Origin of the sequence: Spelaeicoccus albus, assembly GCF_013409065.1 — a bacterium.
Lineage (GTDB): Bacteria > Actinomycetota > Actinomycetes > Actinomycetales > Brevibacteriaceae > Spelaeicoccus > Spelaeicoccus albus.
Window position 1 is genome coordinate 1,336,451 of record NZ_JACBZP010000001.1, and the last position, 13,686, is coordinate 1,350,136.

At 59.4% G+C, this 13,686-nt stretch carries 13 protein-coding genes; 10 read left to right on the top strand and 3 right to left on the bottom strand.

Annotated features, from left to right (window positions below; translation table 11 throughout):
* Positions 1-45: 45 nt before the first annotated feature.
* Positions 46-864, top strand: coding sequence for a carbohydrate ABC transporter permease (locus tag BJY26_RS06210; RefSeq protein WP_218852282.1), 819 nt, complete (start codon positions 46-48; stop codon positions 862-864).
* 5 nt (positions 865-869) lie between these two features.
* Here BJY26_RS06210 and BJY26_RS06215 read toward each other — a convergent pair whose 3' ends face one another.
* Positions 870-1,814 carry a hypothetical protein gene (locus tag BJY26_RS06215; protein WP_179426620.1) on the bottom strand — a complete coding sequence of 315 codons (945 nt, stop codon included), beginning with the start codon at positions 1,812-1,814 and terminating at the stop codon, positions 870-872.
* 347 nt (positions 1,815-2,161) lie between these two features.
* Between BJY26_RS06215 and BJY26_RS06220 the strand changes: the two genes are divergently transcribed.
* The gene (locus tag BJY26_RS06220) at positions 2,162-3,166 is read left to right on the top strand and encodes a substrate-binding domain-containing protein (protein WP_179426622.1); all 1,005 of its coding nucleotides are present in this window, start codon (positions 2,162-2,164) and stop codon (positions 3,164-3,166) included.
* 607 nt (positions 3,167-3,773) lie between these two features.
* Here BJY26_RS06220 and BJY26_RS06225 read toward each other — a convergent pair.
* Positions 3,774-4,463, bottom strand: coding sequence for a GntR family transcriptional regulator (locus tag BJY26_RS06225; protein WP_179426624.1), 690 nt, complete (start codon positions 4,461-4,463; stop codon positions 3,774-3,776).
* A gap of 212 nt (positions 4,464-4,675) precedes the next feature.
* Here BJY26_RS06225 and BJY26_RS06230 point away from each other — a divergent pair, with 212 nt between their 5' ends.
* From BJY26_RS06230 to BJY26_RS06265, 8 genes are all read left to right on the top strand, one after another.
* The gene (locus BJY26_RS06230) at positions 4,676-5,527 is read left to right on the top strand and encodes an ABC transporter ATP-binding protein (protein ID WP_179426626.1); all 852 of its coding nucleotides are present in this window, start codon (positions 4,676-4,678) and stop codon (positions 5,525-5,527) included.
* The gene (locus BJY26_RS06235) at positions 5,524-6,381 is read left to right on the top strand and encodes an ABC transporter permease (RefSeq protein ID WP_218852283.1); all 858 of its coding nucleotides are present in this window, start codon (positions 5,524-5,526) and stop codon (positions 6,379-6,381) included. Before BJY26_RS06230 ends, BJY26_RS06235 begins: the two co-directional genes overlap by 4 nt.
* Positions 6,382-6,455: 74 nt before the next feature.
* The gene (locus tag BJY26_RS06240; RefSeq protein ID WP_179426628.1) at positions 6,456-7,484 is read left to right on the top strand and encodes an ABC transporter substrate-binding protein; all 1,029 of its coding nucleotides are present in this window, start codon (positions 6,456-6,458) and stop codon (positions 7,482-7,484) included.
* A complete protein-coding gene (locus BJY26_RS19765; protein ID WP_179426630.1) occupies positions 7,465-8,595 on the top strand; it encodes a zinc-binding dehydrogenase in 1,131 nt (376 codons plus the stop codon). Before BJY26_RS06240 ends, BJY26_RS19765 begins: the two co-directional genes overlap by 20 nt.
* An 89-nt stretch (positions 8,596-8,684) precedes the next feature.
* Positions 8,685-9,350 (top strand): amino acid synthesis family protein, encoded by a 666-nt coding sequence (locus tag BJY26_RS06250; protein WP_237248928.1) that lies wholly within the window; start codon positions 8,685-8,687, stop codon positions 9,348-9,350.
* Entirely contained in the window at positions 9,347-9,898 is a 552-nt protein-coding gene (locus BJY26_RS06255) for an amino acid synthesis family protein (RefSeq protein WP_179426632.1), read from the top strand. The genes BJY26_RS06250 and BJY26_RS06255 overlap by 4 nt, the downstream gene beginning before the upstream one ends.
* Before the next feature lie 5 nt (positions 9,899-9,903).
* On the top strand, positions 9,904-10,644 hold the full coding sequence (locus BJY26_RS06260; protein WP_237248929.1) for an alpha/beta fold hydrolase: 741 nt from the start codon (positions 9,904-9,906) through the stop codon (positions 10,642-10,644).
* Complete coding sequence (locus BJY26_RS06265) at positions 10,641-12,122, top strand: aldehyde dehydrogenase (protein WP_179426634.1); 1,482 nt, start codon at positions 10,641-10,643, stop codon at positions 12,120-12,122. The genes BJY26_RS06260 and BJY26_RS06265 overlap by 4 nt, the downstream gene beginning before the upstream one ends.
* Here BJY26_RS06265 and BJY26_RS06270 read toward each other — a convergent pair.
* Positions 12,109-13,674, bottom strand: a complete 1,566-nt coding sequence (locus tag BJY26_RS06270; protein WP_179426636.1) for a D-apionate lactonase family protein — start codon at positions 13,672-13,674, stop codon at positions 12,109-12,111. The genes BJY26_RS06265 and BJY26_RS06270 overlap by 14 nt on opposite strands.
* Positions 13,675-13,686: the final 12 nt, after the last annotated feature.

The following is a 13,686-nucleotide window of genomic DNA, read 5'->3' on the forward strand; positions in this document are numbered from 1 at the left end:
TTGCCGCAGCGACGGAGCGGCTCGCGCCGGCGACAGCGAATTCTCATGACGGTTCTGCTCACGATCTTGGCCGTCGCGGTATCGGTGTTGTTCGTGCTTCCGGCGGTCTGGATGCTGTTCGGCTCCCTCGCTCCGGGGAACTCGGTCATCTCGAATGTGTCGCCACTCAGTTGGCACACGCTCATCCCCAGGAAATGGACACTGTCGAACTATCGTGAGTTGTTCGGGGCGCTGGGGTTCCTGCGCCCCATGTTCAACTCCCTGTTCGTGACTTTCGCGTCGGTCGCGATTGGACTGGCGCTTTCGGCTCCGGCAGCGTACGCGCTCGCCGTGGTGCGATTCCGCGGCCGCGAGGTGATCTTCAGTCTCCTCGTCATCGGCTTCATGATTCCTTTCGAGGCCATTGCCATTCCGCTGGCGCACGTCTTCACCGACTGGAACCTGGACAACACCTATGTTGCTCTGATCCTTCCGGGGATCGGGAACGGCCTGGCGATTTTCAACATGCGGCAGTCGTTCCTCGGGGTACCTGCTTCCCTCCGTGAAGCAGCGGTGATCGATGGCGCCTCGGATTTCCGTATTCTCTCCCGGATCTACATACCCTTGAACGGGACGACGATGATCAACTCCGGTCTACTGATCTTCATGGGGCAATGGACGGCCTACCTCTGGCCGCTGCTGATCGTTTCCTCGGACAGCAAACAGATAGCGGCCGTCGCCCTTGCTCGCACCTACACCTCCAGCCTGTTCGATTTCGGCCAATTGTTCGCCGCCGCACTGGTGATTTCGATAGTGCCCGCAGTTGTGCTGTTCGTACTTCAGCGCCACTTCTCCATCTCGATCGCGACGAGTGGAGAGAGATAGCGGCGTCAGCTGTAGTCGGTCGAGAACACGCGGGCTTTGTAAGTCCAATCGCCCTTCGGCAGCTTCAGCGTCGCAACTTGTGCGATCTTTCCGTCATCGGTCGCCTTGCCGACCGAGATGGCGTTATCCGTCCAGACGGCGTCCGGATTGAACCCGTGACCTTGTAACCGGACCCAGACGTACAGGCCGGACGACGTGCGCACGAGTGATTTCACTTTTTGTGATCCCTTGTAGGACGGGACGCCAGGCTTGCCCACGGGGAGCGTGAGGCTTGTCCTCTTGCCCGGATGCCGCTTGGGCACGCGGAAGACTTGACTGGGTGTAGTGATCAGCAGGTGCGTGCCATGACTGTTGTAGTCAGGCTGCAGATCGTGCCCCATCAGAGGTGTGTCGATCTCGTGCCGAGCGTCGCCCAGGTCCCAACCCGAACCCGTGTGGTCGACCTCGCCCGCGCCCTGTTCGGTTTTCGCATACTTCTGGATGCGATAAGAACTCAGAGACGAATTGCCCAATGCCCACAGCCGTTTCGCGGTGGGATCCCACAAAACGCCGTGTCCGCCCGCAAAAGGCGTGCGCCACGCGGTGTCGGCGTCGATGTCGTAAACCGCCAAGCTACCGCCCTCACCGGGGGCGGCGACGATGAACAGGTCGGGCGCTGTTCCCCTTCCATCCGGCCAGGCGTGCTTTCCGGCCGGGACAAGTTCTGCGGCGTGCGGATTGTCCGTGTGTTGTGTAGACGATTGCCAGATGATGTCGTTGGTCGTTACTGCGGCTTTGTCGGATGGCTCGACCGGGACGATGGCGAGGTGACCGCGTGAGCCGACCAAAAGTGCCACGGTGCGCGAGCCCATTGTGCGGAACTTGAACCCATTGAAGGAGTTCCAGTCGTCGTCTCCAGTGAACGTCCATATGGGGTCGGGGCGAGCCGCGAAGAAGTCGTCGGGTTTCAACAGTTTGACCATGGCGGGCTGCCGGTCACCGCCGGTGACGGGGATTGAGGCGAAAGCGACAGGGGATCCGAGGGCCGAGAGACCGGACGGTGGAGGCGAGGTCGTCGGGTCCGGCGCTTTCGATGCGCCCGACGAAGCTTCATGGGACGGCGTCTTCGAGCAGCCTGTCAGTAGCCCGACCGCGCCGGCCATCATGACGCCCCGTCGCGACAGAACCGGCGAAGTCCGGTGTATGCGTCGCATGGTCCTCCCATCGTCGCGGGTGGCGTATCACGGTCGCAACACGTGTTGACCAATGGTGATATCGTATCGAATCAGGGCTGACGGTCAAGGCCAGGAGGTATTCGGTGCCGGCGACAAGAGCTGATGTGGCACGGGCAGCGGGTGTATCGCCCGCGTTGGTGAGCTATGTGCTGAACGACGGCCCACGGCCCGTGTCGGCGCAAAAGCGCGCTCGCGTGCTCCAGGCCATCAAGGATCTCGGATATCGGCCGAACCGGATTGCCCGTTCTCTTCGTGCGGCACGAACGAATTCGATCGCGATGCTGATGCCGGATCACGTGAACCCGTATTATGCCGAGCTGGCCGAGGCCGTGGAATCGGAGGCGTTCGCTCGGGATTACATGCTCATGATCGGAACCGACAACAACAATCGAGAACGTGCGCGCGATTTCCTGCGGGCATTCGTCGATCGTCACGTCGACGGCTTGTTGCTGATCTCGGCGATGTCGCCACCGGATGTCAGCATCATCAATGACGAGCAGATCCCGGTAGTGCTGCTGAATCCGTTGCACGGCTCGGGCTTCTCCAGCGTCACGACCGACAATCGGTTGGGCGCCCGCGTCGCCGTCGAGCATCTCCTTGGACACGGGCGAACTCGGCCCATTTGTATTTCCGGATTGCCGGAAATTATCGCCGTGCAGGAGCGGGAATCCGGCTGGGCGGACGCACTGGCTGCCGCGAACGTCGAGCCGTTACGAGAGCCCACGCACGGCAGCTTCTCGCGGATCAACGGATATGAGGCAATGCTCGACGTCCTCGGGGACGACATTCGCCCGGATGCCGTCTTTGCCACCAGTGATGCGCAGGCGATGGGGGCCATCCTGGCGTGTGAGGAGAGCGATATACGGGTCGGCTCCGATATCTCGGTGGTTTCCTTTGACGGCACAGGAGCCGGCTATTTCAACAATCCGCGTCTGACGGCCGTCAACCAGGATGTACCCGAGATCGCCCGGCAGGCAGTCGAGGTGCTGCTCCACAGGATCTCCGATGGCGGGGCCGTCGAGCATCGGGTCCTCGAACCACAGCTGCGTGTAGGAGCGTCGTGCGGATGCAATCCTCGCAGCTCGTAATCGTGTACTGACCGCTCTCAACTTCGCCCAATTGTTGATTGGCAGGAAATAATGAATCGAAAATCACTCTGAGGTTGCGCATCGCAGTCGGTCCGGTGTCACCAACTGCGGGGTTTGAGATGCAACGACGGAAATGACCGCCACACTGAGACCTTCTTGTTAACACTTGCATGAATGGAGGTCACGAAAACGGCCAACCTTCGGCGACTGTCGTTCTATTGATTTCACGGTCATTTCGAGTGAACTGTGTGTTCCTGCCAAGTCGAACTTCGTGCAGCGCGACTCGATTTATGGACACTTTCTGGGGGAACTCTCGCACACTGCGTCGACTGCCATGTACACACTCATCACATTCAGCTCGTTCGTGGTGGCAGTTTTCGAAGCTACCGATCGGACACCGATCAGAAAGGGCCAAGCAGATGCGACACGTGAGGCGTAGCTCGAAGCGAGCCGTACACACGTCATTGCCACACTCCAGCGATCTGCTGTGAGCCGATACTTGCGCGACCTGTCGGTGTGCAATTTCGGGTACCGTCCCACTATGAACGTGGTTCTCCAGCTTGGCGCGCTGGCGAGCCGCACCAGGAAATATGGACAGCCGCAGAGCTTAAGATTCGCGTGTCGGGCGTTCGGCTGATAACACTTCGGCGGCACTCGCTGCGACGTGGTTCCGCATCGCCCATTCTGCTCCGTGGGAGTCTTTGGCCACGATGAATTCCAACACTGCTCTGTGCTCGTTTAGCGAAGCGGTTGGACGGCCCTGATGTGAAAGCGTTGTACGCACCAGAGGCATATACGTGAGCTGATTCATTAGTCGTCGATAGTGTTCCCTGAGCTTCGTATTGTCTGCGCCGTCGACCAACAGGTTGTGAAACTCGCTGATCAACCGTGCCTGCGATTCCTCATCGTCCGCTTCAACAGCTTCCTCGGTTTGCGAAAGATTTTTCATCAACGCGTCGATCTCGACAACATGGCCACGCCGAGCGAGAAGCTTTGCGGCAAGACCTTCTAGTGCCTCTTTTAGCTCGAACAACTCGGCAACTTCGCGGTGTGTAGGTCGCCTGACGAACGTGCCGACCCGCGGGCGGACCTCAACGAGTCCTTCGGTTTGGAGTTGTTTGAGCGCCTCGCGTACCGGCGTCCGGCTCACGTTGTAAAGCGTCGATAGCGAAACTTCTGACAATAGATCGCCCGAGGCATACTGGCCGTTCACAATCGCGGCGCGAATTTGCGCAACTAGGCTGTGTCGTCTTGCGCCGAGAAGTCCTGTCGATGCGGCTTGTTCCGAAGTTGCCATGCTAAAAGTCTCCCATAACGGTTCTTGTATGGTACAGCCTAAAACGAAGAACGGTTTAACTCAATTAATACGGCTCTTGACAAGTGGTAAAGCTCACAAATATGCTCCTGTACCATGCAAGTTGGCATGGTAGTGATTACAAGATCGCACGGTGCTGTAACAGGTCAGAGTGCGAAGATGCAGAGCTGGTGAGATCGATGAGGAACGACCTAATGAACGTATCGGCGCCGATCATGGGCGAGGGCAGTGCTGCGAGGGAACCGGGTGGATCGGTCCTCACAATGAAGGACTGTGAGGCTCGTTTCGAACAACCAGGTCAGGAACCGTACGTTGCAGTGCGCGGGATTGATCTCGCTGCCGACGTAGGTACGTTTACAAGCGTCGTCGGACCAACCGGGTGCGGAAAATCAACGATCCTCAATATGGCCGCGGGTCTGTTGAAACCGGCATCCGGAGCGGTCGACGTCAATGGGCAACGTCTTCGCGGCATCAATACAACCGCTGGCTATTTATTCCAGCAGGACGCGTTGCTTCCGTGGAAGAGCGCGCTAGATAATGTCGCTTTGGCCCTCCGCTACAGCGGTACGCCTAGAAGAGCCGCCCGGAACAAAGCAATCGACTGGCTGGATCGTGTGGGGCTCAAGCACTTTGCGGATCGGTATCCGGCTCAGCTTAGTGGGGGTCAACGCCGTCGTGTTGCGATGGCACAAATGTGGATCAAGCAGCCACAACTGATTCTGATGGATGAACCGTTCTCGGCGCTTGACGCTCAGACTCGTTTGATCATGCAAAGCGAGCTACTTGGCCTGTGGTCAACAATCGGAGGCAGCGTCTTGTTTGTTACGCACGACCTTGATGAGGCCGTTGCGATGTCCGACGAAATTGTTGTTCTTTCCGCGGGCCCGGCAAGTCACGTTGCGGGTCGATTTCACGTCTCAATAGATCGGCCTCGAAACCTGTTGGATGTAAAGCAGACAGAGGCGTACCGAGAGACGTACGACCAGGTTTGGGAGTGTCTCAAAGCCGAGGTAATCAAAACCCAGGAAAAGAACGCTTCGGCGTGAGTGCAGGAGACAGAGAGATGGCAATCGTAGAGACGGATCGAGCTAAATCAGTGACTGCTAGCAATAATGCGGCGGCTGCTCGCGGAACGAGTCGACGCGTCCGCATGATTTCCGCGCAAATTGCAATCGGCATCCTACTAGTAGGAGCCTGGGAATTCCTGGTCAAGATCGGGCTGCTGGATCCGTTCTTCTTTAGTGATCCGTGGAGCGTGGGAAAGAAGATCTGGGAATGGTTCGCCACCGGAAGCATCTTTCCTCATCTTGAAGCAACTGCGTTGGCTTCACTCCTGGCTTTCGTGATCGGCGTCATCGTCGGGCTCGTTTTCGGAGTGTTGCTTGGACGGGTCAGGATTCTGGCCGAGCTTGCGGATCCATATATAAAGATGCTGAATGCGTTACCACGACTTGTGCTTGCGCCAATTTTTCTTCTCTGGTTTGGGATCGGGATTTGGTCGAAAGTCGCGCTCGGTGTCACGCTTGTCGGATTTATTGTATTCTTCAACACGTTCGAGGGCGTACGGAGTGTGTCAAAGGTCCACGTACGAAATTCCCGCATGCTTGGTGCAAGTGAAACGCAATTACTGCGAAGTGTGTACATTCCGAGTGCATTTGGATCGATTTTTTCCTCTCTGCATACCAGCGTGGGCTTCGCAATTATCGGCGCAGTAGTTGGCGAATATTTAGGGGCCGTTCGCGGTATGGGGTATCTAATCGCGCAAGCACAAGGTACTTTCCAAACGGATACAGTAATGGCAGGACTGATAGTGTTAATGGTTTTCGTGTTAGTAATCGAGTTTTTCGTTACTATTGCGGAAAAACGTCTCCTAGCATATCGGCAGGCCGAGAAGGACTGAGTAATTCAAAGCGATTAGTTAAGTCGTTCATATCAATAATTGAGGGGTGATGGACTGTGCATGGATTTCGAACTTTGGTCAAGGGAATAGCCGTCGCAGTTACGGTCGTCGGGTTGCTTGGCATTACTGCGTGCAATCCGGCGGCAAAGGGGCACGGTGACGCCGCGGGATCCGATTCAGGCGGAGACGACGTAATCATCGCCGTCGCCGGGCTTTCTAACCTGCATAACGTCCCACTTGTCGTGGCGCGCAGCTTGGGCTATTACAAAGACGAAGGTGTCAATGTTCAGCTTCAGGATCTGCAGGCAGGTTCGCGTGCGCTTCAAGCAATGATGTCTGGAAGCGCGCAGGCTGCGGCGTCGTTTTACGATCACACATTAGATATGCAGCACGACGGGAAGAACGTGACCTCCTGGGTCACGCTCAGTACGAGCCCCGGCGCGGTACTAGTAGTGCCGCCCAAGCATGCTCGAGAGATCGATTCCGTCAAGGATCTGAAGGGTCACCCAATTGGAGTGTCGGCGCCCGGGTCCGCCGAGGATCAGTACATGGCGGTGGCATTGAATCGCGCGGGAATGAGTGAGGCAGACATCGGAAAGATATCTATCGGCACGGGTTCTAGCGCTGTCGCAGCCCTCGAAAAGGGAAAGGTCTATGCCGCGTGGATGTTTGAGCCGGCGTTCAGCCAGTTCGCGGCGCGGAACCCAGGGACTAAGACGATCATCGACACGCGTACCGCGAAGGGTATGCAGGATCTGTTTGGATCCGGAGGATACGCGGCCGAGACGTTGTATTCGAAGACCGAGTGGCTTGACGCGCATGGTGCGCAAGCGAAAAAGGTCAATGTGGCAATAGTTCGTGCATTGAAGTGGATGGCGTCGCATTCGGCAAAGCAAATTGCGTCCAAGATCCCCGCGGATCTGAAGGGTAAAGACAGCGCCGCCTACGTAAGGGTGCTGCACGATACCCTGCCGATCTTTACTAAGGACGGCGCTATGCCGAAAAACGGTTACAAGGGTAATGTACAACTTCTTAAAATCGCTGAAGGTTACACAAACCTGAAGCCTAAGAAAACGTTCACAAATGACTACCTCCCACATTGATGTAAACCTTCCCCGGGCACGAGCGGCGGTCGTGCGGGAGTATGGGGGTCCGGTCCGCTTAGAACATGTCCGCATACCTGAAACGATTGAAGACAACGCGCTCCTTGTAAAGGTTCGGGCGTGTTCCGTGTGCGGGACTGATGTGCATGGGTGGCAGGGGGAGCTGACGATTGATGCGGATCTCCCTGCGATTCCCGGCCACGAGATGGTTGGCGAAATATTGAGCTTCGGGCGTGGGGCCGAGACCGATTCGTATGGCTCCCGGCTCTCTGTTGGGGATCGCGTAATTTGGACGCACGCATCTTGCGGGCATTGCGATGGCTGTTCAGCTGGCCGTGATTCCGCGATGTGTAGTTCGCCAGGGATGTACGGCTACTGGTCGATTCATGAATATCCCTATATTGTCGGTGGCTTCAGCGACCATGCATACGTTCTACCTGGTTCGGGCCGGGTTCGTGTGCCCGACGAAGTATCGGACGAGCTCGCCAGTGTCGCTGCGTGCGCTGTTCGATCTGCAGCAAATGGGATTGACGCGATGGGGACGACGTCCGTGGATGACGTCGTAGTAGTGCAGGGTAGCGGGCCGGTCGGCCTGTTTGCTACAGCGATGCTATCGAAGATGCCACGTGCGCAATTGATTGTCGTTGGGGGGCCGGACGATCGATTGCGGGTTGCGAGCGATTTTGGTGCCGACGCTACTGTCAGTATTGCTGAGTATCCCGACGCAGAGTCGCGTAGACAGGCAATTCTGGAGCTCACGGGAGGCTCGTCCCCGAATCGTATGTTTGAGATGTCCGGAGCTCCGACGGCGTTTTCTGAAGGTCTTGAGTTGCTCGCTCGAGGAGGACAATACATCATCATGGGACAGGTCTCAGGTAATCAAGTGATGTCGCGTCCGGGACGGATTACGATGAAAAATCTCGAGATTCGTGGCGCGTTTTCAGGTTCAGTCAGACATTACAAGACGGCACTTGAATTCTTAAGGATGCATCAAGAGGAAATTCCATTCGACAGAATAATATCTGGTCGATACCAGCTTGATGATGTTGACGTGGTTATGCGACGTATGCGTGATCAGGAAGAAATTAAGCCAGTCATGATTGTGGATTGAACGTATCGCTTAATCAGTGCAGTTTTAATAGAGCAGCAGCCGTGGACGTTTGTTGCCGTCTTTTTTATAACGCTGGAGGTTTAAACTTGGTGAAGCATGGGACAAATTTCGACGATATTCCCATTCTAGTCAGCGGAGCCGAACGCCGAGTCGGTATCCGGAAGATCGTCTTTCAGCAAGAAGAGATCATCGCCGAATGCGGGCTTCCGGCCGCCCAAGCCGCCCGGAAAGCCACGGCGGCCGCGGTTATCGTGAACCCGTGGCGGCACCGCGACGTAAGCAAGGATGCCGGCGACTCCTTGGCCGAGGCGACGGAAGCGATCGCCCCGACCCTGGCGCGGGCCTTGACGAGCCGATTGATCGACGGCCTCGGCGGCAGGGAAGCGATCCAGGCCTTCGGTAAAGCCGCGATTGTCGGCGTGGACGGAGAGATCGAGCACGGCTCCGCCCTCATCCACACGCCGTATTTCGGAAACCTTGTCCGCGAATTCCTGGAGGGATCGTCGATAATCTGCTTCGCGGACGAGCGGGCCGGCGCCGGGACAGCGCTGACGGTGCCGCTGTGGCACAAGACGAAAGCCGCAACCCGCGACTTCTACCAGACCGCCACCGTGCGGGTGGCGGACGGGCCGCGACCGGATGAGATCGTGATCGTCGCCGGCGCGTCGACGGGCCCAAGGCCGCGTGCCCGCATCGGAGACCGAACAACAGACGGCGCGGTCACGGCCGCGATATTACAAGGAGACAAATCATGAACGTCCGCAAAATTGTTAGCCAGGTCGAAGAGGTACTCACAGAAGGAGGCCGCCCGGTCGAGCCTGCCGCGCGCGTCGCGGTCGTAGCTGCCGTCTTCGAGAACCCGTGGAAGGGCCAAGGGTTCGTCGAAGACCTGAGCACCGGCATCGACGATGTCGCGTCGCCGCTCGGCGAGTTGCTGGCACCGCGTGTGGTCGAACTGCTCGGAGCCGATGTCGAAGCATACGGCAAAGGCGCGATCGTCGGGCTCAACGGGGAAATCGAGCATGGGTCCGGACTGATCCACACCTTGAAATTCGGTGATCATTTCCGCAAAGCCGCCGACGCGACGACGCTGCTGCCGGCGGTTGAAAAGCGCGGGCCTGCCGGCATCATCTTCGACATCCCGCTGAAGCACAAGACCGATGCCACGGTCCGCTCGCACCATCAGACCATCGAAGTGCGTATCGCGGACGCTCCGCACGCCGACGAGATCATCGTGGCGCTCGCCGCTTCTGCACAAGGCCGCCCGCAGCAGCGCCTAGCCGCGCTGACGACGGAAAAGTAGTAGCAGTGACGCTACCGATCGTCCTGCTGCACGGAGTCGGACTGGACTCGGGCATGTGGTCCGAGTTCGCCGGCTCCATGCGGCGTCGCGGGGTCGGCAACGTCCTGTCCCTCGACATACTTGGGCACGGCACGAACAAGGCAATTACGCGGGACGTCGCCGTCGCCGACTTTGCGGCGGACGTACGCGGGCGTTTGCCCGAGAGGTGTCACGTGATCGGCTTTTCGTTGGGCGCCCTGGTTGCGCAACAACTCGCTCTGGAAACGCCGGATCGGCTGGCGAGCATGGTCTGCGTATCGTCGGTGTACAACAGATCGCCTGACCAGCAGCAGGCTGTAGCGGGCCGCCTCGCCGCCGCGCGGGAAAATTTCGAAGCGTCGGCCGACGCCTCGATAGCCCGCTGGTTCCCGGCGGACACCGCGGTATCGGCCGCCCGCATCGACGATATCCGCCGGATGCTGAAGGCTAATGACGTCGATTCCTATTTGTATGCATACAAAGTGTTCGCCACGGCCGACTCGGAGCTGTCGGCAGCTCTGGATGGACTCGACATTCCCGTGCTTGCAGTGACGGGGGAAGACGACCCCGGCTCAACACCGGCGATGACACGTGAGCTTGCCGCTGCGATCCCGCGCGGCCGCGCGGTCGTCGTCCCGGGAGCTCGGCACATGCTCCCGTGCGAAAAACCAGACGAACTCGCCGGCATCATCGCGGAGTTCATTCATGACTTGGAGGACGAACTATGACTGAACAATTCGACCATTTCATCGGCGGACGATGGACGAAACCGGCTGAGGGACGATATTTCGACAGCGTCAACCCCGCCACGCTCGACGTCCTCTACTCGGCCGCTCGAGGGACACAGAACGACGTGGACAAGGCGATCGACGCTGCCAGCGACGCATTCCGGAATCCGTCGTGGCGAGATCTCAGCCAGACGAAACGCGGACATCTGCTGCGTCGACTTGCTGACTTGATCGGCGAGAATGCTGAGACTCTCGCCCGGTCGGAGAGTCTCGACAACGGCAAACTGTTGCGGGAAATGCGTGGGCAGATGGCAGGGCTGCCCGAATACCTGTATTACTACGCCGGCCTGTCGGACAAGATCCAAGGCGATCAAATCCCAGCCAGTTCGCCGGCTATTCTCAACTACACGACGCGCGAACCGCTCGGCGTGGTGGGAGCGATTACTCCGTGGAACTCGCCGCTGACGCTGACGGTGTCAAAGCTCGCGCCGGCACTTGCGGCAGGCAACACGATAGTCGTGAAGCCGTCAGAGCACACATCGGCGGCGATCTTGCGGCTCGCCGAGCTCGCATCCGAGGCGGGTTTCCCGGACGGCGTCGTCAACGTGGTCACGGGATACGGGGCGGAAGCAGGCGCCGCGCTGGCCGACCATCCCGGTATCGCGAAGATCTCGTTCACCGGTTCGACGCAGACCGGTGCCGCAATAGCGTCGTCCGCCGCGTCCCGCTTCATCGGATGCACGCTCGAACTCGGCGGCAAGAGCCCGAACATCGTGTTCGACGATGCGAACGTGAGTAACGCGGCGATGGGCGTGATCGCCGGAGTCTTTGCGGCCGCCGGGCAAACATGTATCGCCGGTAGCCGTGTGTTCGCGCACAAAGCGGTCTACGACGAGCTGCTCGAACGGGTGAAAGAACGTGCCGAGTCGATAGTGATCGGCAACCCGGTCGATGACGACACCGAGCTCGGGCCGTTGGCGTTCGAAGCGCAGCGCGACAAGGTCAAGGACTATGTCAAGGTCGGCGTCGACGAGGGTGCCGACGTACTCACCGGCGGCCGGCGGCCAGATGTCGATCTGCCCGGGTATTTCTACAGTCCGACGGTGCTCACGGGTGTGTCGAATTCGATGCGTGTGGCGCAAGAGGAGATTTTCGGTCCGGTCGCCGCGATCATGCCGTTCGAGACGGAGGACGAGCTCGTCGGCCTCGCGAACGACACGCAATACGGACTCGCGGCCGGGGTGTGGACGAACAACTTGTCCCGGGCCCACCGCGTAGCGTCCCGGCTCGAGGCCGGCACGATCTGGGTGAACACGTACCGGGCGATGTCGCCGATGTCGCCACGTGAGGGGTTCAAGAGCTCCGGCATGGGCGTCGAACACGGCGTCGAAGCCATCAAGGAGTACACCCGCGTGAAAAGCGTGTGGATCAACACGGACGAAGGGCCGGTCGCGGACCCGTTCGTCATGCGGGGGTGAGGCCCGCCCATTTCTGCCAGGACATCCGGTCGGCAACGACACCGCGTGGGCCCCACGCCTCGAAATACGTCACCGACTGAACTCCGGGAACCGACAGAGCTGCGATACTCGCCTGGCGCCATCGGGCCGTCGTCGGCGAATGTTGCCGGGGATCCGTCGAATCGGTCACGAATTCCGCGCCGTAACCGGCCCGGACATCGCCGGCCGTCGACGGGTAAAACGGGGATGTGGCAACTGCGTTGAATCGCGGTCGTAAGGTCACCGGCCCAATGTGGAGCGGTCGCCTGGCAGCAAGTCGGACAGCATTCTCCGCGACGACCCGCTGCATGGCCAGTGATTCCACGAGCTGTGCCTTGCTCGTGTCGTGCATCTGCGGGGTGATGCTGAACGTCAGCGGGCCCTCCCACGCGCCCAGCAGATCGATTGACCTGTTCAGTTCCGTGAAATGCGCGCGTGTGCCGGCCACCGCTTCGCACCCGATTTCGGTGGCGATTCGACGCAATTCGGGCAGCAACTCCGGTGACGATAGGTGGGTGCGCCGGTCGAAGATACCAACCCGGACGACGGGTAAGCCCCTGAGCGCTGCGACGACAGGCGCCAATTCGTGAGGATCCCGGAAGATGATCCGCACATCGATCGAACCGCCCGAGGCGTCGGCAAGAGCGCGATCGAATACCGCCGGCCAGCACGGTTCGTCCGCAGGGATTTCGACCAGGATGGTGGTGGACGGTCCTCGCGCGTCGGCAGCGGGCTCGTCGGGCGCCGTGCTCGCGCCGAACTGGATAGTCGGGGGCTCGGCGGTGATCGGTGCGATATCGAACGGGTCATCGAGCTCGATGGGTGAGTCCGCGCCCTCGATCGCAGACGGGGCCTGCGACGACGTGAGGTCAGCAGTCAGCGTCAGTGATTGCTCGATGACGTCGCCCGGAGTCATGTCCACCGGGAACGGATCGCTCAGCGGAGTCGAATACGTCTTGTAGGAAGCATCCGTCCAATTGCGTTGATCCTCCATCTCGAAAATGTCGCCGGCGAAACGCAGATGTGCCGACACGCCGTTGGTGTCCCAGTCATATCCGCTGACGTCGAGCGCCGGCTGGTGCGGCGCAATGGTCGTGGGAAATTGTGTCTCGTCGACGGAATCGTCGGAATGAACGACGGTGAGCTTTTTTCCGGCGAGCTCCGGCGACTGGAGCACGATCAGGCCCACCCGATTCCGTCGAAACGCTACAGTGACTTTAGCCGATACATCCGCGGTGATCGTACCGCCATCGGCGGTCAGCCGTATGCGCCATTCCACGACGCCGCGGTCGCCGTACATCGAGCGAGCTTCGAGTTCGAGCACGCCTGCCGCGGCATCGACATCGACTCGCTCAGCGATGTTGCGAGCCGTCCGCCAGTCATGATCGCGGACGACGAATCGGATGCCTCGCAGCAGCCGCCGGCCCTCGAACGCGACGTCGGCCAGTTCGCAGCCGCGCAGGCTCACCGACCACTCGCCGAGTCGAACTAGGCGGTCGTCCGGTTCGAAGTCACTCCAGTCAGATGCATTCACGCACGGCTCGCT